This window comes from Flavobacterium sp. HBTb2-11-1 (assembly GCF_009826975.1).
Lineage (GTDB): Bacteria > Bacteroidota > Bacteroidia > Flavobacteriales > Flavobacteriaceae > Flavobacterium.
The window spans coordinates 812,176-836,882 of record NZ_WUMO01000001.1 but is presented as its reverse complement, the minus strand read 5'-3'; the positions used below and the strand labels follow the sequence as shown (position 1 = coordinate 836,882).

General features: G+C 34.5%; 25 protein-coding genes. 15 read left to right on the top strand and 10 right to left on the bottom strand.

The features are described 5' to 3' along the window. The first annotated feature begins 38 nt into the window (after positions 1-38). Positions 39-1,229, top strand: a complete 1,191-nt coding sequence (locus GR162_RS03680) for a pyridoxal phosphate-dependent aminotransferase (protein WP_160781025.1) — start codon at positions 39-41, stop codon at positions 1,227-1,229. 117 nt (positions 1,230-1,346) lie between these two features. On the opposite strand, the gene GR162_RS03675 is transcribed toward GR162_RS03680, so the two are convergent. Further along, entirely contained in the window at positions 1,347-2,399 is a 1,053-nt protein-coding gene (locus tag GR162_RS03675; RefSeq protein WP_160781024.1) for a serine hydrolase, read from the bottom strand. Positions 2,400-2,769: 370 nt separating this feature from the next. Between GR162_RS03675 and GR162_RS03670 the strand changes: the two genes are divergently transcribed. The 6 genes from GR162_RS03670 (at position 2,770) to GR162_RS03645 (ending at position 8,721) form a co-directional block, all read left to right on the top strand. After that, on the top strand, positions 2,770-3,225 hold the full coding sequence (locus tag GR162_RS03670) for a PA2169 family four-helix-bundle protein (RefSeq protein WP_066032728.1): 456 nt from the start codon (positions 2,770-2,772) through the stop codon (positions 3,223-3,225). Positions 3,226-3,340: 115 nt separating this feature from the next. After that, entirely contained in the window at positions 3,341-4,117 is a 777-nt protein-coding gene (locus GR162_RS03665) for a hypothetical protein (RefSeq protein WP_160781023.1), read from the top strand. A gap of 142 nt (positions 4,118-4,259) precedes the next feature. Next, on the top strand, positions 4,260-6,128 hold the full coding sequence (locus tag GR162_RS03660; protein ID WP_160781022.1) for a U32 family peptidase: 1,869 nt from the start codon (positions 4,260-4,262) through the stop codon (positions 6,126-6,128). 462 nt (positions 6,129-6,590) lie between these two features. Beyond that, positions 6,591-7,823, top strand: coding sequence for a formate-dependent phosphoribosylglycinamide formyltransferase (gene purT, locus GR162_RS03655; protein WP_370516228.1), 1,233 nt, complete (start codon positions 6,591-6,593; stop codon positions 7,821-7,823). Between the two features lie 2 nt (positions 7,824-7,825). Then, a complete protein-coding gene (locus GR162_RS03650) occupies positions 7,826-8,146 on the top strand; it encodes a DUF6370 family protein (protein WP_008467236.1) in 321 nt (106 codons plus the stop codon). Then, positions 8,146-8,721: a Crp/Fnr family transcriptional regulator gene (locus GR162_RS03645; protein ID WP_066032734.1), complete on the top strand. Its 576-nt coding sequence runs from the start codon at positions 8,146-8,148 to the stop codon at positions 8,719-8,721. The genes GR162_RS03650 and GR162_RS03645 overlap by 1 nt, the downstream gene beginning before the upstream one ends. A gap of 202 nt (positions 8,722-8,923) precedes the next feature. On the opposite strand, the gene aceA is transcribed toward GR162_RS03645, so the two are convergent. Further along, entirely contained in the window at positions 8,924-10,204 is a 1,281-nt protein-coding gene (gene aceA / locus GR162_RS03640) for an isocitrate lyase (RefSeq protein ID WP_160781020.1), read from the bottom strand. 135 nt (positions 10,205-10,339) lie between these two features. Next, positions 10,340-11,941 (bottom strand): malate synthase A, encoded by a 1,602-nt coding sequence (gene aceB / locus GR162_RS03635; RefSeq protein WP_160781019.1) that lies wholly within the window; start codon positions 11,939-11,941, stop codon positions 10,340-10,342. Positions 11,942-12,151: 210 nt separating this feature from the next. Between aceB and GR162_RS03630 the strand changes: the two genes are divergently transcribed. From GR162_RS03630 to GR162_RS03610, 5 genes are all read left to right on the top strand, one after another. Continuing rightward, entirely contained in the window at positions 12,152-13,633 is a 1,482-nt protein-coding gene (locus GR162_RS03630) for a helix-turn-helix domain-containing protein (protein WP_160781018.1), read from the top strand. Positions 13,634-13,639: 6 nt separating this feature from the next. Further along, a complete protein-coding gene (locus tag GR162_RS03625; RefSeq protein WP_160781017.1) occupies positions 13,640-13,999 on the top strand; it encodes a hypothetical protein in 360 nt (119 codons plus the stop codon). A 300-nt stretch (positions 14,000-14,299) separates the two neighbouring features. Continuing rightward, on the top strand, positions 14,300-15,016 hold the full coding sequence (locus GR162_RS03620; RefSeq protein WP_160781016.1) for a pirin family protein: 717 nt from the start codon (positions 14,300-14,302) through the stop codon (positions 15,014-15,016). Positions 15,017-15,180: 164 nt separating this feature from the next. Beyond that, complete coding sequence (locus GR162_RS03615; protein WP_160781015.1) at positions 15,181-15,411, top strand: (4Fe-4S)-binding protein; 231 nt, start codon at positions 15,181-15,183, stop codon at positions 15,409-15,411. Positions 15,412-15,686: 275 nt separating this feature from the next. After that, the gene (locus GR162_RS03610; protein WP_160781014.1) at positions 15,687-16,220 is read left to right on the top strand and encodes a YceI family protein; all 534 of its coding nucleotides are present in this window, start codon (positions 15,687-15,689) and stop codon (positions 16,218-16,220) included. 244 nt (positions 16,221-16,464) lie between these two features. Here GR162_RS03610 and GR162_RS03605 read toward each other — a convergent pair whose 3' ends face one another. Further along, on the bottom strand, positions 16,465-17,328 hold the full coding sequence (locus tag GR162_RS03605) for a helix-turn-helix domain-containing protein (protein WP_160781013.1): 864 nt from the start codon (positions 17,326-17,328) through the stop codon (positions 16,465-16,467). A 132-nt stretch (positions 17,329-17,460) separates the two neighbouring features. Between GR162_RS03605 and GR162_RS03600 the strand changes: the two genes are divergently transcribed. Both GR162_RS03600 and fabD read left to right on the top strand, forming a co-directional pair. Then, positions 17,461-17,823, top strand: coding sequence for a DUF983 domain-containing protein (locus GR162_RS03600; protein ID WP_008467253.1), 363 nt, complete (start codon positions 17,461-17,463; stop codon positions 17,821-17,823). Positions 17,824-17,895: 72 nt separating this feature from the next. Next, positions 17,896-18,768 carry an ACP S-malonyltransferase gene (fabD, locus tag GR162_RS03595; RefSeq protein ID WP_129746473.1) on the top strand — a complete coding sequence of 291 codons (873 nt, stop codon included), beginning with the start codon at positions 17,896-17,898 and terminating at the stop codon, positions 18,766-18,768. Positions 18,769-18,863: 95 nt separating this feature from the next. On the opposite strand, the gene GR162_RS03590 is transcribed toward fabD, so the two are convergent. The 6 genes from GR162_RS03590 to GR162_RS03565 all read right to left on the bottom strand — a co-directional run bounded on the left by GR162_RS03590 (position 18,864) and on the right by GR162_RS03565 (position 23,008). Next, entirely contained in the window at positions 18,864-19,181 is a 318-nt protein-coding gene (locus GR162_RS03590) for a hypothetical protein (RefSeq protein WP_160781012.1), read from the bottom strand. Next, a complete protein-coding gene (locus tag GR162_RS03585) occupies positions 19,169-19,366 on the bottom strand; it encodes a hypothetical protein (RefSeq protein WP_160781011.1) in 198 nt (65 codons plus the stop codon). The genes GR162_RS03590 and GR162_RS03585 overlap by 13 nt, the downstream gene beginning before the upstream one ends. 50 nt (positions 19,367-19,416) lie before the next feature. Further along, positions 19,417-20,322, bottom strand: a complete 906-nt coding sequence (locus tag GR162_RS03580; protein ID WP_160781010.1) for a DMT family transporter — start codon at positions 20,320-20,322, stop codon at positions 19,417-19,419. Positions 20,323-20,400: 78 nt separating this feature from the next. Further along, positions 20,401-21,417, bottom strand: coding sequence for a UDP-glucose 4-epimerase GalE (galE, locus tag GR162_RS03575; RefSeq protein WP_160781009.1), 1,017 nt, complete (start codon positions 21,415-21,417; stop codon positions 20,401-20,403). Positions 21,418-21,431: 14 nt separating this feature from the next. After that, complete coding sequence (locus GR162_RS03570; RefSeq protein ID WP_091136508.1) at positions 21,432-21,872, bottom strand: nuclear transport factor 2 family protein; 441 nt, start codon at positions 21,870-21,872, stop codon at positions 21,432-21,434. Between the two features lie 2 nt (positions 21,873-21,874). Beyond that, positions 21,875-23,008, bottom strand: coding sequence for a DegT/DnrJ/EryC1/StrS aminotransferase family protein (locus GR162_RS03565; protein WP_008467258.1), 1,134 nt, complete (start codon positions 23,006-23,008; stop codon positions 21,875-21,877). A 136-nt stretch (positions 23,009-23,144) separates the two neighbouring features. Here GR162_RS03565 and GR162_RS03560 point away from each other — a divergent pair, with 136 nt between their 5' ends. Then, positions 23,145-24,374 (top strand): 3-deoxy-D-manno-octulosonic acid transferase, encoded by a 1,230-nt coding sequence (locus tag GR162_RS03560; protein ID WP_160781008.1) that lies wholly within the window; start codon positions 23,145-23,147, stop codon positions 24,372-24,374. Positions 24,375-24,707 lie beyond the last annotated feature (333 nt).

Genomic DNA, 24,707 nt, shown 5'->3' with positions numbered 1-24,707 from the left:
ATCGACACAGCAAATTAAGGACATTCAAAAATTTTATAATGAATCATATTCTTTCGGACAGAATCAACAACTTAGCGACTTCGCAAACATTAGCAATGGCTGCTTTAGCTCGCGAATTAAAAGCACAAGGAAAAGACATTATCAGCTTAAGTTTAGGCGAGCCTGATTTCAATACACCTGATTTTATCAAAGAAGCAGTAATTAAAGCAGTTAACGAAAATTATAGCACTTATTCTCCAGTAGAAGGGTATCTTGAATTGAGAGAGGCAATTTGCAGAAAATTCAAAAGAGACAATAATTTAGATTACAAACCATCTCAAATTGTAGTTTCTACAGGAGCAAAACAATCATTATACAATATTGCGCAAGTAATGTTAAACGATGGTGACGAGGTTATTTTACCAGCACCTTACTGGGTTTCTTATTTCGAAATCGTAAAACTTTCTGGCGGAGTTCCTGTTGAAGTTCCAACTTCTGTTGATACTGATTTTAAAATTACTCCAGAGCAATTAGAAGCAGCAATCACTCCGAAAACAAAAATGATGTGGTTCTCTTCTCCATGTAACCCATCTGGATCTGTTTACAGTAGAGAAGAATTGACAGCGCTTGCAAAAGTTTTAGAAAAGCATCCAAATATTTACGTAGTCGCAGACGAAATCTATGAGCATATTAATTTCTCAGGAACTTTTTGCAGTATAGGTTCAATCCCAGGAATGTTAGATAGAACAATCACTGTAAACGGAGTTGCAAAAGCATTCGCAATGACAGGATACAGAATTGGTTATATCGGAGCTCCTGAATTTATCGCAAAAGCGTGTACAAAAATCCAAGGACAAGTAACATCTGGAGCAAATTCTGTAGCACAAAGAGCTACAATTACTGCTGTTGATGCTGATCCAAGCGTATTAAACGAAATGGTTCAAGCTTTCCACGGTCGTAGAGATTTAGTGGTTGGATTATTACAAGAAATCCCAGGCATCAAAATTAACGTTCCAGAAGGAGCATTCTACGTATTCCCAGACGTTTCTTCTTTCTTCGGAAAAACTTTAAAAGGACACGAAATCAAAGATGCAAACGACGTATCTATGTATCTTTTAGCTGAGGCAAACGTGGCAACCGTAACTGGTGACGCTTTCGGAAATCCAAACTGTATTCGTTTCTCTTACGCAACAAGCAACGATATTTTAAAAGAAGCATTACGCAGAATCAAAGAAGCTTTAACGGCATAAAAATATTCTAAAGTTTACAAAAACGGCTTAAGGTTCAAAAGTTTCATCACTTTTATACTTTAAGCTGTTTTTTATTGAATTTATTCGGGAGATTCAAAACATCCTAAAAGTTTTTCTTTAGTCAATTAAAAGAGAAGCAATCTCTTTTGTAATAACAGTTGGAGAATTACATTCGCAATTACTCAAACCAACCACACAAATTTGATCTGTTGGCTCATAAACTCCCATAGATTTAAAACCAAAAATACTTCCTCCGTGTTCACGAATTGTTTTACTTTTTACTTTTTCCAAATGCCAACCATATCCATAATCTATATTTGTCCCGTTATTTAGTTTATAATTTGTAAAAGCTTTTTCTCTATAATTTGGGCTTAATAATAAATTTCCGTTTAGTACATTTTGCCATTTTAGTAAATCATCTACGGTAGACATTATTGAACCAGAAGCATAAGGTATAGAAAAACTGATATAGTTTGCATTTACATAACCACTTTTGTCGCGATAGCCAGAAACTCTATTTTTAATGATCCTATCATGACTTGCATAATAACTATTTTCCATTCCAGCTTTCTTAAAAATGTTTTGAACCACAAAATCTTCATAAGCCTGTCCAGTAACAATTTCAATAATATACCCTAAAAGTGCATATCCAGAATTACAATATTTATATTCTTCGCCAGGTTTAAAATCCATCGGTTGATCCTTAAAAAAGTCAACAAGCTCTTTTGGCGACAAATCTTCTCTTGCAATATCCTTAATAGACTTCATGCTTGTAAAATCTTTGATTCCAGAAGTATGTGTCAGTAAATGATGTATTGTAATCACATTTCCATGTGTTGGATAATCTGGAATAAATCTCGTGATTTCATCATCGAGCTTAAGTTTTCCTCTTTCAGCCAGCATTAAAATAGAAACTGCCGTAAACTGTTTGGTCATAGATCCAATTTCGAAAACAAATTCAGGTTTCATTTTTACATTCATTTCTAAATCTGCCATCCCAAAAGCTTTTCTATAAATAACCTTTCCCTTTTTAACAGCCAAAAAAACAGCTCCTGGATTCTCAGATTTAAACTTAGAAGAAATTAAACTGTCAATTCTAGCTTCTAAATTTTGAGAAAATCCATTCTGGAAAATCAAAAGAAGAATTAAAAATTTTAAAATTGTTTTCATATAGTGATTGATTAATGATTGATTTTAACTTTGACGACACAATCAAGCATTGGGTTACAATTTAATATTAGATGGGCGTGTTGGTCGAGGTGAATCGGGCTATCCACATAAGTCTTCGCAATTCCTTCGTCAGGCTTTGGACTTTCCACTTCTATCCCTCACGCGGAACGATAAGTAGAAATATCATTTTAAAAGGTAACTTTGGAGCTTTGAAAGTTGTTGAAATTCAAGATATTCATGACAAACCAAAAAAATACAAGTTTCAAAATTTCCATTCTACAATATTATAAACCTAGCTTGTAATCCTGTAAAACAAAACACTTTATAATTGCAAACTTTGTAACATATTAATTTTTAAAAATTATATGTCATGACACATGCAGAAGAAACCACCACAGAAACCATTAAAACTTTAGAAGGATTAATTTCAATTCTTGAAGATGGAAAATTAGGGTATACAAATGCAGCGGAGCATGTAGAAAATCCAGCAATGAAAACCGATTTCCTTGAATATGCCCGTGAAAGAGCTTTATTTATTGTAGAGCTACAAAACCAAATCAACAAACTAGGAAAATCGACAGATACTTCTGGTGGAGGTCCGCTTGGAGCTTTGCACCGTACTTGGATTGATATAAAATCTGCTTTTACGGGTGGCGACACAGAAGCTATCATAAATGCCTGCATCACTGGTGAAGAAGCTGCCATCGAAAAATACAAAATGGCGCTCGAAGAAAATCATTTGGAACATGATCAGGTATATATTGTTTCAAAACAACTAAACAGTATTCAAAACACTTTATCACAAATTAAAATGAGAGCAAATTAATCTATCGATTCATGCTTTTTTTGAGGAACCACTTAACCTTCGGGTTGGGTGGTTTTTTGTTTTGTTGAAATTGAAAAATAAATCTTACTTTCGTTACAACCAATTTCTAATCAAAATGAAAAATTTAATCTTCATATTAATACTTTTTTCAAATATCAATATTTATTCTCAAAGTACTTTAACTTCTTTAAATTTTGGCAAAAACAATGACTTTCATTCAACAAGGCCAGTTTTACAAACTATAACAAACACAACTTTTTATAATTCAAATAATACAACTGAACAAACTAAAGAAATTAAATCTTACAATGCTCAAAATAATATTGTCACAGAATTTAGATATGACGGAGAGGGTAATTTAAAACAACGTTTAACAAGGTCATATGACTCAACTGGAGTTCGCTGTATAGGCAGAAAATTTGAAAATTGGCACAGATATCTCGGGCACACGATTGAAATTGCCTACTATAATTACGACTCTAAAGGCTATTTAGTTAATGTAACAGACAAAGACCAAAATGGAAACATTTTTAGACATACTGATTTTGTAAATGATGAAAAAGGAAATCCAATTGAGATCATAAACTTTAAGGGAAATCAAATTATTGGGACAGAAAAAAATGAATATGACTATGATAAAAATGAGGTGATCATTAAATATTTTGACATAAATAATCAACTTATGAATTCTCAAACCAGTAAAATAAACTTTTCAAAAAGCGATCCTGCTGACCTTGTAAATGAATATGGAGATATTATAAAATCGTCAAAATATGAGATGGAATTAAAATACGATAAATTCGGAAACTGGATTAAGAAAAAATATTCAACAATAATGGAAGGCAAAATTGTAAAAAAATCAGAAACCACAAGGACAATTAAATATTTCTAAATAATTACATTTCTTAACCATCATCATCCCATATAAGTTAACAATTTCAAAAAAATCGCTTCAGGACTAGCAAACTCAAATAATTTATTAGACCTTTGCACACTTTTTTTCGTGAATACCACAAAAGGCTAAAGTTTTAGAAATGAAGAAAAAAATAGAAATATTAGCTCCAGCAAGAGATTTAATCGGCGGAATGGCAGCTATTAACAGCGGTGCCGATGCAGTATATATTGGTGCGCCACAATTTGGAGCACGTTCTAATGCCAACAATTCTATTGAAGATGTTGCTGCATTAGTAAAATACGCGCACCTATTTAACGCACAGGTTTTTGTTGTTATCAATACCATTTTATACGACAACGAATTAGAAACCTGTCGTGCCATGATCTGGGAATTGTACGATATTGGTGTTGATGCATTAATTATTCAGGACATGGCGATTATGGAAATGGACTTGCCTCCTATCGTTCTTCATGCCAGTACACAAGCTAATAATCGTGACAAAGAAAAAATAAAATTCCTTAAAGATGCCGGAATCAAACGTGTGGTTTTAGCGCGTGAATTGAACCTGCATCAAATTAAAGAAATCTACGATTACGCTGATGTTGAATTAGAATTCTTCGTAACGGGAGCTTTATGTGTATCATTTAGCGGAAACTGTTATATGAGCGTGGCAAACGGAGAACGAAGTGCCAACCGTGGCTCCTGCGCACAAAACTGCCGTTTACCTTATAACTTAATTGACGGAAACGGAGACACTTTAATCAGAAACAGTCACTTACTTTCGATTAAGGATTTAGACGTTTCAGACCAAATCCCGAATTTGATTGAAGCTGGAATCGTTTCTTTTAAAATTGAAGGACGTTTAAAAGACGTGGCTTACGTGAAAAACAATGTGTCTTATCTTCGTCAGAAATTAGACAGTTATTTAGAGGGAAGCGACAAATATATTAAAGCTTCTTCTGGAAAATGTACTTATACTTTCGATTCTGCTTTAAACAGAACTTTCAACCGTGGCTATACTGATTATTTTGTAAACGAAAGACACGCTAGCATTGGTTCTTGGGAAAGTCCAAAATCAAAAGGACAATATATTGGTAAATTAATCCGAACTGTTGGCGGTGCTTACGAAATCGAAAACGGCGAATTGTTAAATAATGGCGACGGACTTTGCTTTATCAACGAAAATAATGAAGCAGATGGAATCTACGTAAACAAAGCCGAAAACGGAAAAGTTTATCCAAACGTTTTAAAAGAAATCAAAGACGGAACTTTCATTTACCGAAACAACGACGCTGCCTTCATCAAAATTGTAGAAAGAGAAGACAGTGCGATCCGTAAAATCGGAACTACTTTACTGCTGACAGAAAACGAAAACGGTTTTGAATTAATCGCAACCGATGAAGACGGAAACGTAAGCACAGTAAAATTAGAACACCCGAAAGAAAAAACGAAAACAGGCGAATCGATTGAAGAAAACATCAAAGTTCAATTGGCCAAAACAGGTTTTACACCTTACAGTGCTGATGAAATCAATGTAATGTTCTCTGAAAACTGGTTTCTTCCTATTTCAAAAATCAACGAAATGAGAAGAAATGTTTTCGAACAGTTATCAGAAATTCGTTTGGCAAATTACGTTCGTGAAGAGCATCAATTGGTAAAAACGTCACATCCGTATCCAGAAACGAAATTGGATTTCATGTACAACGTTTCAAACAAAACTGCTCGTAAATTCTACGAACGCCACGGCGTTACCGAAATCGAAAAAGCATTCGAACTACAATGGGATCCAGGAAAATCTCGTGTAATGACAACTAAATATTGCATCAAATACGAATTGAAAAAATGTCCGATTCACCAAAAAGACATAGTTGGTGTGAAGGTAAAAGAACCATTAGTATTGAAACAGGGAGAATTAGAATACAAATTAAAATTCAACTGCAAACCCTGCGAAATGGAAATCTGGGAAAAAGATGCTGAATTTGAAATTGAAGAAGATCATTTTCATTAATTCTTAACCGAAGAGTTTTTTTTAACCGCAAAGACGCAAAGGTATACGCAAGGTTCGCAAAGATTTTAAACCAATCTTTGCGAACTTTTTTATTTTGGGCGTGTCCCTCCGGGTCGGGCTATCCACTACAAGTCCTCGCCTGTTCGTTCCTCACGGCTGTGGGCTTTCCACTTCTATCCCTCACGCAAACGGTTTCATGAGAACTTTTACGTTTATAATTCCCAGAATCTTGTCATTTCGAGAAACGAGAAATCGCACTAGAAACTCCGCAATCAAAATCGCCAATCTTCGTCGAATCCCGAGTGTGATTTCTCGTTCCTCGAAATGACAAACTGTGTAGTTACTTTTTCTAAAACGTAAGTTGGTTATTAAATTAAATCTGCTGAATCTGCAAAATCTGCGTGAGAAATTCTTTGAGTTCTTTTTTATCTTAAAAACAAAAATTTAGCGCTCTTTGCGTAAATCTTTGCGAACTTTGCGGTTAAAAAAAGCTTTTTCCCTACTTTTACTACTCAAACATTACAACACTCCAAAATGAAAATACTACTCCTAGGTTCAGGCGAATTAGGCAAAGAATTTGTCATTGCCGCACAACGAATCGGACAAACTATAATCGCAGTTGACAGTTACGAAAACGCACCAGCCATGCAGGTTGCACACGATTTCGAAGTTATTAATATGCTTGACGGGGAAGCGCTTGACCGAATCGTAGCCAAACACAAACCAGATTTTATTGTTCCCGAAATAGAAGCCATTCGCACCGAACGTTTTTACGATTACGAAAAACAAGGCATTACTGTTGTCCCTTCTGCGAAAGCGGCCAACTTTACCATGAATCGCAAAGCCATTCGAGATTTAGCAGCCAAAGAACTCGGATTACGAACAGCAAAATACCAATATGCAACATCGGCAGAGGAACTTCAAAAAGCCGTTCAGGAAGTCGGAATTCCGTGTGTGGTAAAACCTTTAATGTCTTCTTCTGGAAAAGGACAATCAACAATCAAAACAGAAAGCGATATTGAGAAGGCTTGGCAATATGCTGTTGCAGGTTCTCGTGGAGACGTAATCGAAGTGATTGTAGAAGCTTTTGTTGATTTTCATTCAGAAATTACGCTTTTGACGATTACCCAGAATAGCAATCCAACGTTATTTTGCGCACCAATTGGCCATAGACAAGAAAGAGGCGATTATCAGGAAAGCTGGCAGCCGGCTTTGGTTTCGGAAAAAGACTTATACGAAGCTCAGGATATGGCCGAAAAAATTACCGAGGCACTTGGCGGAGCAGGGCTTTTTGGCGTTGAGTTTTTCCTAACTAACGAAGGGGTTTATTTCTCTGAACTTTCTCCGCGTCCTCACGACACCGGAATGGTAACTTTGGCAGGAACACAAAATTTCAACGAATTTGAATTGCATTTACGCGCCATTTTAGGTCTTTCAATTTTCGAAATTACTTTAGAAAAAGCTGGAGCAAGTGCTGTAATTTTAGCATCAGAAGATTCGACAAATCCAACTTTTACTGGAATCGAAAAAGTAGCGGCTTTACCAAAAACCGATTTCAGGATTTTTGGAAAACCAACTTCAAGACCTTACCGAAGAATGGGAGTTGTTTTAAGTTATGATACGCTTTCAACTCCAATAAACGAAATAACTGAACATGCCAAAGAAACGGCAAAATTAATAACTGTAAATTCTTAGCTATGAAAAATATACTTTTAGCAACTTTCCTTTTTATTGGGATCGCAGTACAGGCACAAGACAAAAAGAAATTTGATAAACCAACTGTTGTCGAAGCTTCTTGCGGAGAATGCCAATTCGGAATGAAAGGCAAAAGCTGCGATTTAGCCGTTCGTATTGACGGAAAAAGCTATTTTGTTGACGGAACTACGATTCACGATCATGGAGATGCCCACGCTGAAAAAGGTTTTTGCAATGCAATCAGCAAAGCTTTAGTTACGGGAGAAATAAAAGGAGACAGATTCAAAGCAACTTCATTTACTTTAATAGACGATAAAAAATAATGGCATTAATTCTCGAAAACATTGCCAAACACGTTTCTCTGACACCAGAAGAACAGGCGCTTTTTTTATCTAAACTGGAAACCAACACGTATAAAGCTAAAACGCTTTTATTAAACGCTGGTGAAGTCTGCAAACATTCCTATTTTGTAAACTCCGGAATTTTAAGAAGTTTCAATATCAACGATAATATTGTCGAACATGTACTTTCTTTTGCCTGTGAAGGCTGGTGGATGAGCGATATGTACAGCTATTTTTCGCAAAAGCCAGGACAGCTTTTTATCGAAGTTTTAGAAGAAGCAGAAGTGGTTTCTTTATCCAAAGAAAATCAAGAACAATTGTATCTTGAAATCCCAAAACTGGAACGTTTCTTCAGGATTTTAATTGAGAATTCATTAGTTGCGAATCAGCAGCGATTAATGGACAATTTAAGTTTGCCTGCAGAAGAACGTTTTGAAAAATTCACTAAAAAATATGGAACATTAGTTCACAAAGTTCCTCAAAAACAAATCGCTTCTTTCATTGGCGTAACACCAGAATTTTTCAGCAAAATGAAAGCTCGCCTTTTGAAGAAATAATATTTAGCCACAGATTTCACAGATTAAAAAGATTTTTTCTAGCCACAAATTACACAAATTTTCACAAATTTTATTTCAATATTATTCCGATTTAATTCGTGGAAATTTGTGTAATTCGTGGCAACATTTTTAATCATTCTAATCTGTGAAATCTGTGGCAAAAAAAACACACACGGCTCAAAACGAACCGTGTTGTTGTGAATTAAAATTGCTCAACTTCTGTTGAATGCTCCATTGCTGTTATGGCTGATTTTCCTAACATCACCGTATTTTGAACAGCATCAAAATAAGAAGTTCCCACGAAAGCTTGATGTTTTACCGCTCTGAATCCGTTTTGTTGTAATGCGAATTCTCGCTCTTGCAATTCAGAATATCCTGCCATTCCGCGTTCTTTGTACGCTTTAGACAATTCGAACATACTAGTATTCAAAGCATGGAATCCTGCCAAAGTGATGAATTGGAAAGCATATCCCATTTCGGCTAAATCTTCTCGAAACGTTTCCATTTCCGCAACTGATAATTTTGCTGCCCAGTTGAAAGACGGAGAACAATTATACGCCAGCATTTTATCTGGGAATTCTTTTTTCATGGCTTTTGCAAACTTTCTAGCGTAATCCAAATCAGGATTACTGGTTTCCATCCAAATCAAATCAGCATAAGGCGCATAACTCAAACCTCTTGCGATTCCCTGCTCGATTCCATTTTTTACATAAAAGAAACCTTCAGCTGTTTTTTCTCCTGTCAAGAATTTTCTATCTCTAGGATCAGCATCACTTGTTAATAAATTTGCTGCATCAGCATCTGTTCTAGCAACAATTAAAGTTGGAACTCCCATAACATCCGAGGCTAATCTAGCTGCAATTAGTTTATTAATTGCTTCTTGTGTTGGTACCAAAACCTTTCCGCCCAAGTGTCCGCATTTTTTAGCAGAACTTAACTGATCTTCAAAATGAACTCCAGAAGCTCCAGCTTCAATCATAGATTTCATCAATTCGAAAGCATTTAAGTTTCCACCAAAACCAGCCTCGGCGTCCGCAACAATCGGAACTAAATAATCTTTTTTATCTTCAATTTTATTTACAGTCTGAATCTGATCGGCACGCAGTAAAGCGTTATTGATCTTTTTCACTACCATCGGCACACTATTAACAGGGTAAAGCGACTGGTCAGGGTACATTTCTCCCGCCAGATTTGCATCGGCAGCCACCTGCCATCCGCTTAAATAAATCGCTTCTAAACCCGCATCGACTTCCTGAATCGCTTGATTTCCAGTCAACGCTCCCAAACCCGCAACATAATCCTGAGTTTTTAACTTTCTCCATAATTTTTCAGCACCCATTTTGGCAATAGAATGCTCAATTTTATAAGACCCTTGAAGCGTCACAACTTCACTCGCAGTGTAAGGACGTTCAACGCCTTTCCATCTTGGGTTCGTAATCCAATCGTTAATCAATTCCTGAATTCTGTCTTCTGTTGTTTTCATAAATGATATAGTTAAGTTGGTTAGTAAGTGTTTGTGATTTCCTGCAAGGTCTTTTTTTGACCTTGTAGGTATTTATAATCACGATCATGATACCTACAAGGTTTTTGAAACCTTGCAGGAAATCAAATCAATTCTTTATAGATATTTATAACATGGAATCGTCAAGAAATCAACAAAATGCAGATTTACAACCAATCTTTCCAGCAATTTTTCGGCTAATGGAAACTGCTGTTTTTCGTGATTTTCTTCTCCTAGCTCTTCCTTGAGTTTTCTAAATTCATCTAAAGCCAATTCATGATAATATGCCAAATCTAATTTTCGCCCATTATCCAAAATCACTTTATTCTGAAGCCATTGCCACAATTGCGATCTTGAAATTTCAGCCGTTGCAGCATCTTCCATTAAATTATGCAAAGCTGCTGCGCCTTGTCCGTTTAGCCATGAAGCCAGATATAACACTGCTACATTTATGTTTTTTCGAACCCCATTTTCTGTGATTAATCCAATGGGCGGTTCAATCAAATCGGCTTCTGTAATTCTTCGATGCTCTCTTTTTACATGAATCTGATTTGGAGACGGCATTCCTTTATCAAAAACTTCCTTTGCTATTGAAACTAAATCTGGATGCGCCACCCAAGTTCCGTCATGACCATTTCGAACTTCGCGTTCTTTATCGGTTTTTACTTTTGCGAAAGCAATGGCATTGGCTTCTTCATTATTTTTAATCGGAATTTGTGCTGCCATTCCGCCAATCGCATGAATTCCACGTTTATGACATCTCTGAATTACCAGATTTGAATACGCATTCATAAAAGGCGAAGTCATATTTACCTGATCGCGATCGGGAACAATGAATTTTGGATTTTTTCTAAACTTTTTAATGTAAGAGAAAATATAATCCCAACGCCCGCAGTTTAAGCCCACAATATGCTCTTTTAGTTCATAAATGATTTCATCCAACTGAAAACTTGCTGTTATGGTTTCTATTAGAACCGTCACTTTTATGGTTCCTCGTTTCAGATTTAGATAATCTTCTGTAAAATCAATTACAGTATTCCACCATCTCGCTTCTAGATAATGTTCTAATTTCGGAATGTAGAAATAAGGTCCCGAATTGTTTTCTAAAAGTCGTTTATGATTATGAAAAACATACAAACCAAAATCTACCAAAGAACCCGAAACTTCATTTCCTTCAATCAAAACATGCTTTTCAGGAAGATGCAAACCTCTTGGACGAACAATCAGCGTTGCGATTCTCTCGTTTAAATGATAGGATTTCTGTTTCACCAAATCGGTAAACGTGATGGTTTTATTAACGGCATCAATCAAATTCATTTGTCCGTCCATCAAGTTTTCCCAAGTTGGTGAAGTGCTGTCTTCAAAATCGACCATAAAAGTTTTCGCACCAGAGTTCAAAGCATTAATAATCATTTTTCGGTCAACTGGTCCAGTAATTTCCACTCTTCGGTCCAGTAAATCTTTCGGAATTTCTCCAGCTGTCCAATTACTTTCTCTGATGCTTTTGGTTTCTGGAATAAAAACCGGCATAATTCCCTGATCAAAAGTGACTTGTTTCTGTTCTCTCTGTAAAAGCAGTAATTTTCTTTGCGATTCGAATTTTTTATGCAATTCGATAATAAACGCAGTCGCTTCTTCTGTCCAGATTTTTGGATAAGCAAGCTTTTTGTCGGCTAGGAATTCTATAGCCATTTCAGTGATCTCTAATTGGTTTTTCATAGCTGCAGATTTTATTTTTTTATTTAATAAACCAGATTTTCTGTTTTTCATTTCATTTCGTCAAAAACACACCAATCATAACTAATTCATAATTAACAAGTTTCAACGACACAATGTTATAAAAAAGTTTTTTACAAAACAAGCGAACGTTCGCTAAATTTTAAAAATATTTTTTTTGGCGATTATTTTTAGATTACTTACATTTGGATTATGGATATCGAAAAAGACTATATAAAGCTGATTTTTGGGCTAAAAATGAAACAGGTTCGCATGCAAAAAAACCTGTCACTTTTTGGCTTGGCTAAACTGACCAATCTTTCAAAATCGTATTTAAACGAGATTGAAAAGGGAAAAAAATATCCGAAAACAGATAAAATTTTGCTTTTGTGCGAACATTTGGACGTGACTTACGACCAAATGGTGTCTTTAAAACTCGATAATAATCTCGCTCCGATTGGCGAAATCTTGAAATCAGGAATTTTAAAAGAGATTCCGCTAGAGCTTTTCGGAATTCAGGAGGCAGATTTAATTGATATTATTGCGAATGCTCCAGCAAAAGTCAATGCGTTTATTAGTACAATAATCGAAATTGCACAGCATTATAATTTGAGCCGTGAAAGTTTCTTTTTAGCCGCTTTGCGTTCGTATCAGGAAGCGCACAGCAATTATTTTGAAGATTTAGAAGAGAAAGTAATTGCGTTTTCGAAATCCTTTCAGATTAATCTTGATTCGAAAATAAGCATTGAAGAACTCGAAGCGATTTTAAAAGAAGAATACGAATACAACATCAAAGAAATCGCCTTTACAGATCAGGAAGCATTGGGCGATTTACGTTCGATTTATGTTCCTAAAAGCAAAACTTTATTGCTTTCAACCGAAATTGATGCTCCACAGAAAGCCTTTATTTTAGCAAAAGAAATAGCCTATAATTATTTGAAAATTTCTGATCGTCTGCTGACTTTCAGCTGGATTAAGTTTGAAAATTTCGATCAGGTTCTGCATAACTTTTATGCTTCTTATTTTGCCGGTGCTTTATTATTGCCGAGAAAATTAGTAGTTGATAAAATCAATTCTTTTCTAGAAAATGAAAATCCAAAACCGGAAGAATTTGTTCAATTAATTGAAAGCTTCGAAGTTTCGCCTGAATCCTTTTACCAGCGATTGACTAATTTATTACCGAAGGATTTTCAATTAAAAAACCTTTTCTTCTTAAGATTATCGCACAAAATAGGTTCTGATTTTTATCAGATAAACAAAGAATTGCACATTACACATCAGCAGGAACCGCACGCCAACGAAACCAATGAACATTATTGCAGAAGATGGGTTTCGGTAAAAACAATTGACGAAGCCATCAAACAAAATAAACCTCATTTTTTTGATGCTCAAATATCGAGTTATGCGAACAGCGGAAACGAATATTTAGTTTTTTCATCGGCTACAAAAGATCCTTTTTTGCATGATACTATTCGAAGTATTTCCGTTGGAATTTTAATTAATCCGACAATGAAAAAGAAATTTAAGCTCATTGATGGGAAACCTTTGGTAAAACGAATTGTTGGTGTAACTTGCGAAACTTGTGCCGTAAAAGACTGTTTAGAAAGAGCTGCTCCGCCAATTGTCTTAGAAAGAAAGAAACGCCATGAGAATACTGATGCAGTTGTACAGCAGTTTATGAATCAATATAGTTAGAATGCCATGAAATATTTTGCCTTACTAATAACCTTGTTATTTATCAATTTCAACCAAAAAACGGATAAGCTTACTGGCCGTTATAATTATTTGATTGAAGACGATAATGCTTATATCTTAAAAGATAAAATTACTTTTAAGGACAGCATTTTTGTTTTTGATAACAAGTTCATGCCGAAAGGGAAAATTTCATATGGCAACGTAATATTACTGGATAATTTCATTAATACTGATTTAATTATCAGCATTTCAAAAGATCAAATCGAAAAAGATACGATTCCTTTTTTTATGCATCATAAGAAAAGTTCTTCTGCAAATTATCTTGATGAAGTGGCTGGGAAAGGAAAATTGATTCGGATTAAATAATTTAAGCTTTTTAATAATCTCGCAAAGACGCGAAGTCGCAAAGTTTATTTCTTTGAATGCAATCTTGTCATCCTGAACGAAGGATCGTACTCGAAACTCGACAAAGATTGGCGATTATGCAGATGGAATTTCTTGTGTGATCCTTCGTTCCTCAGTATGACAAACTGCATGAAAAAACCTTTGAACCTTTGCAACTCTAAACCTTTGCTCCTCACAAAAATCTTTCTTAATCTAGATTAAGTGCTTTTCTTCTACATCGGCCGTATCTTTGTACTATAAAAATAAAGAAAGGACAAAATCATGGAAAATATAGTATTGCACAAAGCAGAATCGAGAGGAAATGCAAATCACGGATGGTTAAACGCTTATCACAGCTTTAGTTTTGCGAGCTGGTACAATCCGGATAGAATTCAGTTTGGAGCGCTTCGTGTTTTGAATGATGATACAATTGCTGCAGGAATGGGATTTGGAACTCACCCTCACGATAATATGGAAATTATCACGATTCCGTTAGAAGGAGATTTGGCTCACAAAGACAGTATGGGAAATACTGAAGTAATTAAAAACGGGGACATTCAGGTAATGAGCGCGGGAACTGGAATTCAGCATAGTGAGTTTAACCCAAATGCAGATCAGCAGACTAAATTGTTGCAGATTTGGCTGTTTCCAAACAAAAGAAACGTAACGCCACGCTATCAGCAAATTACTTTGGATGTTGCCGACAGACATAATAAATTGTCTCAGGTTTTATCTCCAAATGCAGATGATGAAGGAGTTTGGATTCACCAAGATGCTTGGTTCAACATGGGGAATTTCGATTCTGGAGTTACTGCTGAATATAAACTCAAAAAAGAAGGAAACGGAGTTTATGCTTTCGTTTTAAAAGGAAATGTAACCATCAACGGTCAGGAATTAAATTCTCGTGATGCGGTTGGAATCTCAGGAACTGATACTTTAAACATTAAAGCGAATACAGACGCTGAATTCTTATTAATGGACATTCCGATGAATTATTAATTCAAACAAAAAACAATTAATACCTGTACTTTGAAACGATAATAAACCTGAAAATCAGATTATTATCGTTTCTTTTTTTGTTCCATTTCAAAAGAAAGACTAACTTTATAAGTAAAAAAATTGGTTTGACTTTAAAATTAAATTCATCCTTAAAATTTTAAACCATGAATCCAAATAACCTCACTAAAGAATACACAAACGGCGAAGTAACGATTGTATGGCAATCTGGAAAATGCATTCACTCGGCTAATTGTGTCAAAAACAATCCAGATGTTTTTCGCCCAAAAGAAAAACCGTGGATTACCCCGGAGCAATCTACAACTGAGAAAATTATTTCTACTGTTAATAAATGCCCGTCGGGAGCGTTGACATATTACATAAATAACAAAAGCTAAGTATATGTTATAGCTTTTGCCACAGATTAAAATGATTTTTTATTCGCCACGAATCACACGAATGTCCACGAATTTTGATTTAATTGAATTTGTGAAAATTAGTGGAATTTGTGGCAATATTTTTTTAATCCTTCCAATCTGTGTATCCCGATAGCTATCGGGAGTGGCAAAAAATTACATTTTTCATTTCTTAATCTAGGTTAAGTGCTCCAGGGCAACTGTCACCGTAACTTTGTCCTATCAAAATGAAATTAATTATTTAAAAAAATAAAATTATGGCAACTACAAAATGGTCAATTGACCCAACTCACTCAGAAATTGGTTTTAAAGTTAAACACATGATGTTTACTAATGTTTCAGGAAAATTTGGAACTTACGAGGCTTCTGCAATCACAGAAGGGGAAAGTTTTGATAATGCAGATTTCAGTTTTTCTGCTGATATCGCTTCAATCGACACTGCAAACGCAGATCGTGACGGACACTTGAGAAGCGGTGATTTCTTTGACGCTGAGAATCATCCAAAATTAACTTTCAAATCTTCTGCTTTCAAAAAGATTAACGATGGTGAGTTTGAATTAACTGGAGATTTAGACATTAAAGGTGTTTCTAAAACTGTAAAATTCCCAGTTGAATTCAGCGGAATCATGACTGATCCTTGGGGAAACACTAAAGTTGGTTTAAGCATAGAAGGAAAAATCAATCGTAAAGATTGGGGATTAAACTGGAACTCAGCTCTTGAAACTGGTGGTGTTTTAGTTGGCGAAGAAGTAAAATTAAACATTGAATTACAGTTTGTAAAACAAGCTTAATCTTTTGGTTTTAGATTAGATTTAATTGGTTGACAAAGCCCTGCGTTTACTCGCAGGGCTTTTTTATTTGCCACGAATTGCACTAATTTTCACTAATTTCTCTTCAAAACGGAAATATGTTTTCGCCACAGATTAAAAAGATTTTCACAGATTTTTTAATCCAAATAATCCTTTAATCTGTGGCTATAAAAAAATAATTCGTGGTAATTCGTGTAATTCGTGTAATTCGTGGCAAACAAAAAACTCAACGCACTGTGTTTCTAAATTCTGTTGGTGACATTCCGGTTTGTTTTTTGAAGAATCGGGAGAAGTATGAGTAATCTTCGTAGCCGACTTTGAATGCGACTTCGTTTACAGCTAATTGCTTGTCGATCAGCATTCGCTTTATTTCCAGAATCACTCTGTCTATAATTACTTCTGTGGCTGTTTTTTGAAGGATTTCGTTGCAGATTCTATTTAAATGCTTCAGCGTGATATTTAATTTTTCTGCATAAAACGAAGGCAGTTTCTGAGTTCTGAAATGTTCTTCTAAAAGCGATTCAAACTTGTTGATTTTGATATTATATGAATGGGTTTGATGCGAATAGGTTTCTCCATATTTTCTCGCCACTTCGATATGAATGCAATCCAATAAATTCAATAATTTGTCCAATTGGTATTTGTTGTCTTGGTTATTTTCCTGAATCAGCAAATCGAAGTATGGAAGGATTTTAGGAATTTCTTTTTCTTCAAAAACCATTTCTGGTCGGTTTTGAATGGAATGATAAAAATTATAATCGTTGATTTTCTTCTGTCCGAAATACAAATTGTACAATTCCTGCGAAAAGATAATTACAAAGCCTTCGATATTTTCAGATAAATTCCAATGATGCATTTGTCCTGGCTGTAGCACAAAAAGACTTCCTCTTTTGATTTCGAACTGGTCAAAATCGACTTCATGCATACCTGAACCTTTGGTGAAAAACACCATCAAATAAGAGTCATGTCGGTGCGGTTCTTCAACGAAACTATGGTTTTTTAAATGTTCTGTAAAAGTATTTATATAAAAATCGCGGTGAATATCATTACAGCTAAAATTCTGAACGCTATAAATGGGGTACTTTTTCATTTTGTAATTTGGAATTTTATTCTTTAAAATTTAAAGACAAAATGTCTTTATTGTGCTACAATAAGCGAAGATACTAAAAAGACTTTTATAACGCCCTGAATTACCTTTGTATAAACAAAAATTAACAATATCATGTCAAGCGCATTAACTCATATTTTAAAAAACGAATGTCCTGTTTGTCATAAAGGAAAAGTTTTTACAGACAAGAATATCTTTCTTAATTTCAGTTTCCCAAAAATGAATGAATACTGCAGTCACTGCCATTACAAATTCCAAAAAGAACCTGGCTATTTTTTTGGTGCCATGTACGTAAACTACGGATTAACAGTAGCGCAGGGTATCGCAACATACTGTATTGCACAGTTTTTCTTCGAAAAGAATTTTGATTTAAGAATCCTTCCAATTATTGCTGTTTCTATCACTCTACTTACTCCTTTTAACCTGAGATTTTCCAGATTAGCATGGATTTATATGTTTAAGGATTATACGAAATAAAAAAATAGTACTTTTGCCTTCCAATTGAAACTAATTTTCAATTTTAAAAAAAGTAAAAATTAAATTAGACAAATGAAAGCATACGTATTTCCGGGTCAGGGTGCACAGTTCACAGGAATGGGTAAAGACCTTTATGAAAATTCGGCTTTAGCCAAAGAATTATTCGAAAAAGCCAATGAAATTTTAGGCTTCAGAATTACAGATATCATGTTTGAAGGCACTGCCGAAGAACTAAAAGAAACTAAAGTTACACAGCCAGCAGTATTTTTACACTCTGTTATTTTAGCTAAAACTTTAGAAGATTTCAAACCGGAAATGGTTGCAGGACATTCATTAGGAGAATTTTCAGCTTTGGTGGCTAACGGAACTTTATCTTTTGAAGATGGTTTAAAATTAGTTTCTCAACGTGCTTTAGCAATGCAAAAAGCTTGCGAAATCACTCCCTCTACAATGGCCGCTGTTTTAGGATTAGCTGATAATGTTGTTGAAGAAGTTTGTGCCTCTATCGACGGCGTTGTGGTTGCTGCCAACTATAACTGCCCTGGTCAATTAGTAATTTCTGGTGAAACTACTGCTGTTGAAAAAGCTTGTGAAGCTATGAAAGCTGCAGGAGCAAAACGTGCTTTAATTTTACCTGTTGGAGGTGCTTTCCACTCTCCAATGATGGAACCTGCAAGAGAAGAATTGGCTGCTGCAATCGAAGCAACTACTTTCTCTACTCCAATTTGCCCTGTGTATCAAAATGTAACTGCAAACGCAGTTTCTGATGCTAACGAAATTAAAAAGAACTTAATCATTCAATTGACTGCTCCTGTAAAATGGACACAGTCTGTACAGCAAATGATCGCTGACGGTGCTACTTTGTTTACTGAAGTTGGTCCTGGAAAAGTTTTAACTGGATTGATAAATAAAATTGATAAAGAAGCTGCTGTTGCTAACGCTTAGTTTTTAAGCGTTCAGTCGCAGTGACAGTTTTCAGTTGTTAACTGTATAAAACAATAAATCCTCATATGCTTTGATAAGTTTATGAGGATTTTATTTTATAACTCTTTTGCTTCTTCGTTATGATTATTTAAAATTCCTGTAATTAGATAATTTTGATTTCTTTTTTCAAAAAAGATATACCAAGTTGTTCTTGAATTGGTTTTATAAAAAATATAATCTGCCCCTAAAGACTGAAGAGATTTTGGAGTTTTCTTATGAGGAAAGCTTGAAATACTTAAAAGAACAAACTCAACGATTTTATCTACATAATCTCGAGCCGATTCTGGAAAACCAAAATATTCATCTTCAAAAAGTCTATAAACTAAATTATCAAAATACCTAAGAACTTCTTCTTTAAAAATTATTTTTTCCAAGGATAAGCTTTTATTCTTTTATACATTTCAGCTTTAAACTCTTCTGGAGTCAATCCTTTCGCAAACTCAGCATCAAAATCAAAAGTTTCGAAATCTATACCTTGTCGACTTGGTTTTTGGATTTCGTATTCTACCCTCGATTCTTCAACCTTATCCTTCTTTTTATTTTCTTTATTCGAACCCATAATTCCTACATTTTAATCTTACAAATTTACAAAATAAATTGAATCAAAATTTAGACAGTTTGCTTTTCCTTCTTTTTGTAATTAATAATAAAAACTCCTAAAATAATAAGCGCCGTAGCAATTATAAAATCAACGGTAATTTTTTCATCCAAAATCAGCCAGCCAAAAAATACCGCGATTATGGTGTTGATATAGGCTAAAATTGAAACCTGAACTGGAGTAACGTGTTTTAAAGCATAATTATAACTGAAAAAAGCAATTACTGATCCAAAAATTGACAAATACAATGCAGCTAAAATACTTTTCGTGCTCCATAAATTCACATCAATAGTAGGCGAGAAAATAAATGCCAAAACAATCTGAATACAAGAAGCCATTGTAAACTGGTAAAATAAATTAAGAACTATATTTTTAGACTTATTTCCATGCAGTTTGGTATAAATTGTTCCAGCTGCCCATGCAGTAATTGCAAATGCCATAAACATCATTCCGATTATGTAATCGGCATCTAGAAAAGATCCCAAACCGTCTTTAAATATAAAAACGACTCCCGAAAATCCTATAATGACACCAATAAATCCTTTTAAACTTGGTTTTTGCAATCCAAACATATTACTGCCCAAAAAAATAAGAATTGGAGTCAAGGCATTTATAACTGATGCTAATCCGCTAGGGATATTCTGCTCTGCAATTGTCGTAAAGCCATTTGCAATTACAAGCATTAAAACCGAAGCAATAAGCTGTTGTTTAAAATTCTCCCAGCCAATCCATTTTAATTCTTTTTTGAATAATAAAATGGTCATCATAATAAATCCCGCAAGACCTTGACGAATTGAAGTTACAAACCAAGGCGGAATCGTTTCAACGGCGACTCTAATTCCTAAAAAAGTAGTTCCCCAAATAATTCCAACAGCCGCTAAGGCAAATATTAATTTATAATCTAAACTTTGTTTCATGATAGTTAATAGCTAAAAAAAATCCCAAACTATATTGCTATAATCTGGGATTTCAAAAATTTATAATTTTATTAAAAATTACTTATTCCTCACTTTTTGTTCCCATTTCCAAGCACTTGCCATCGCTTCGTCCAAACTTAGTTCAGCCTTCCATCCTAAGACATTATTTGCCTTGTCTGTATTTGCATAAGCCTCAGTAATATCACCTTCACGACGAGGCATCATCTTATAAGGCAATTGTTTACCGCTGACTTTTTCAAAACTATGAATGACTTCAAGAACAGAACTTCCTTTTCCTGTTCCTAAGTTGAAAGTCTCCACTTTTGCCAAATTCTTTTTATTCAACAAACGCTGTAACGCAATTACGTGTGCTTTCGCTAAATCTACTACGTGAATATAATCGCGAATTGCAGTTCCGTCTGGCGTTGGGTAATCATTTCCGAAAACAGATAATTCCTGACGTAGACCCACTCCCGTTTGTGTAATAAATGGAACTAAGTTTTGAGGAACCCCCAATGGCAATTCTCCAATTTCTACAGATTCGTGCGCTCCAACTGGATTAAAATAACGCAATAAAATAGCGCTGATATTGGTAACTTTAGCTGTATCTATAATAATTTCTTCTCCAATCTGTTTTGTATTTCCGTAAGGAGACATGGCAGTTTGAACCGGAGCATCTTCTGTAATTGGCATTTTTTCAGCTTGACCGTAAACTGTACAAGAAGAACTGAAAATAAAACTTGCTTCAGGTTTTTGCTGTAATTCCTGTAAAAGATAAACTAAACTGCTAATGTTGTTTTCGTAGTACAACAATGGTTGTTCAACACTTTCGCCAACAGCTTTTGAAGCTGCAAAATGAATAACCCCAGTAACATCATTATGTTTTTTAAAGAAATCCCAAACATCGCTTTTTTCTCTTAAATCAATTTTTTCGAATAACGGCGTTTTTCCCGTAATCGCTGTAATTCCTTTTAAAACATCTTCTGAAGAGTTTGAAAGATTATCAATAATCACTACCTCGAAGCCTTCATTTTGCAATTCGACTACGGTGTGGGAACCGATAAACCCTAATCCTCCTGTTACTAATACTTTCATTTTGTGGTTGTTTGTTATGTAGTTAATTTATATGCTTGTCTGGCAATAAGAATCCATTTATTTTTTTGTTTCTGCCAAACCAGCATTATTCCTATTTTAATATCTCGATCTATACCATCATCTTTGGTATGAGCCGATAAAACATGCCGAACAATAGCAACATCATTCTGAATTGTTATAGTTTGGTTTTGAAAATCGATAGATACAAAATCAGATTTTCCGCTAACTATTCCCTCTATAAATTCAGCTTGATTTTGAAAATTCCCATTAGAATGAACATAATTTAATTGATCAGAAGTCAGTGCTTTTAACTTCGCTCCGTCAGCATCAATCATTGCCTGACGCAATATTTCAACCTGACTTTTTACAGCATTCTCTTCTTTAGCGTTCGTTTTTTGAGCAAAAACCGAATACTGAAAAAATACCATTAAAAGTAAAAGACCAAATCTTTTCATTTTTATTTATTCAAAAATTCTAAAACAGAATCGGTAATAAATTTAATTTGTTCGTCGTCAAGTTCAGTATGCATTGGCAAAGCAATTACTTCTTGCACTAATTGGTTTGTAACTGGAAATTGCTCCTCTTTATAGCGCGGATCTAAATATGCTTTTTGTGAATGCAACGGAATTGGATAGTAAATCGCACATGGAATTCCTTTATCCAATAAATGTTGCATTAAAGCATTTCTATCTGCATTTAAAATTCTCAGCACATATTGATGGAACACGTGGTCATTTTCGTTTGCATCAAAATCTGGTGTAATGATTTTTGCATTTCCCGCGAAAGCTGCATTATATTTTGTTGCCGCCAAACGACGCGCTTTATTATATTCATCCAAAAGAGGCAGTTTTGCATTTAAAACTCCAGCCTGAATACTATCTAAACGAGAATTCACTCCAACAACATCGTGGTGGTAACGCTCATACATTCCGTGATTTACGATTCCGCGAATGATGTGAGCCAATTTATCGTCATTTGTAAAAATTGCCCCTCCGTCTCCATAACATCCTAAATTTTTAGATGGGAAGAAAGAAGTTGCCGCAACGTGACCGATTGTTCCAACTTTGCTTTTTGCTCCAGATTTAGAAACATAATCAGCTCCAATTGCCTGAGCATTATCTTCAATTACATATAGATTATGCTCTTTAGCAATTTCCATGATCGCATCCATATTAGCTGCACGCCCAAATAAATGAACCGGAACAATCGCTTTTGTTTTTGGCGTAATCGCTTTTTTCACTGCATCAATATCGATGTTCATATTGTTCAAATCAACATCAACTAAAACTGGAGTTAATTGCAATAAAGCGATCACCTCAACCGTTGCTGCAAAAGTAAAATCGGCCGTAATAACCTCGTCACCTGGCTTTAAATCCAACCCCATCATGGCAATCTGCAATGCATCTGTACCATTTGCACACGGAATAACGTGTTTTACCCCTAAATAATCCTCAAGATTTTTTTGAAACTGATGAACTAAAGGTCCGTTGATGTAAGTATTTGTATCTAAAACTTCTTGAATTGAAGCATCTACAGTAGATTTTATTTTTTCATATTGACTTTTTAAGTCAACCATTTGAATTTTTTTCATTTTGAATGTATTTAAAAAATTAAAGACCCTGTTTTTATACAGAAATCTCTAAAAGGAGGAACAAAAATAGTTATTAATAGCTTCAAACCAATGAAAATAGTCGAAAGAAATGTAATTTAGCTGCAAAAAAAATTACATGCTTTTTTTATACAATCTAGCCATACACCTTGCAGGTTTTTTCTTAAGAATCATAGCGTTATTTAGTCCGAAAATTAAGCTTTTTGTTGAAGGCCGAAAAAATGTGTTTTCAATTTTAGAAGAAAAAATCAAAGCAGAGGACAAAACGATTTGGTTTCATTCAGCCTCTCTCGGAGAATACGAACAAGGACTTCCTGTTATAGAAAAAGTCAAAGAAAAATATCCTCAACATAAGATAATTGTAACTTTTTTTTCTCCTTCGGGATATGAAGTGCGCAAAAATAACACTGCCGCAGATGTTACCGTTTATTTACCGCTTGATTCCAAAAGTAACGCTAAAAGATTTTTAAAATTAGTTCATCCCGAACTTGCATTTTTCATTAAATATGAATTTTGGCTGAACTACTTAAAGGAACTAGAAAAAAGCAAAACGCCTACTTACTTGATTTCTGGAATTTTCAGAGACAATCAGGTGTTTTTTAAATGGTATGGCGGTTTCTACAGAAAAGCTCTAAATGCCTTTACTTATTTCTTTGTTCAAAATGAAAAATCAAAACAAAAAGTTGAAAGTCTAGGTTTTAAGAATGTAATTATTTCTGGCGATACTCGTTTTGATCGTGTAAACGCTATATTAGAAAGAGACAACCGACTGGATTATGTTGAAAATTTTAAAAACGGCCAGCTTACAATAGTTATTGGAAGTTCATGGCCAAAAGATGAAATTTTAATTGCAGAATACATTAATCAAGCACCCGATAATGTAAAATTTATAATTGCACCACACAATATCAAACCAGATCAAATATCAGATCTTCTATCAAAAATCACAAAACCGACAGTTTTATTCTCAGAAAAAGAAAACAAAGATCTTTCAACCTATAATGTCTTTATAATTGATACAATTGGAATCCTTACTAAGATTTATAGTTATGGAACCATAGCTTATGTCGGCGGCGGATTCGGAAATCCTGGAATACATAATACATTAGAACCTGCTACTTTTGGCATCCCGATCGTGATTGGACCAAATTATTCCAATTTCGCAGAAGCAGTTGACTTAGTGGGCATTGGCGGCTGCATGCCTATTTCAACAAATACTGAACTTAAAGCAATTTTTGACCGATTACTAAACGACAAAAACTTTTTGGCCGAAAAAAGCGAAATCTGCAGGTCATTTATTCAAAACAACAAAGGAGCTACTGAGACAATCATGAAACGCATTTCATAATCTTTTACAGTTGAAAAAAGTGCTAAATTCTAAAAAACAACAACAAGATCTCCTTTTTTGCTTTTAAAAGATTCTAGCAAATAGTCTTAAAAAACAAAATAAACTATTAGTTAGAGAAATAAAACAGCCTAATTTTATAAAGATTCTTCAACGAAAAATTATTTCGCTAAGAAATTAGATAATTTAAGAAAAATTTATAATTTTGGCATATTCTTTGATAAATAAGATAAACGTGAGCAAGGAAAATATTTTAAAAAAAAAGTGAAAAAATATTTTACATATTAAAAAATTTATATCTTTGCCACGAATTAATAATTAACCTTTTATAATAAA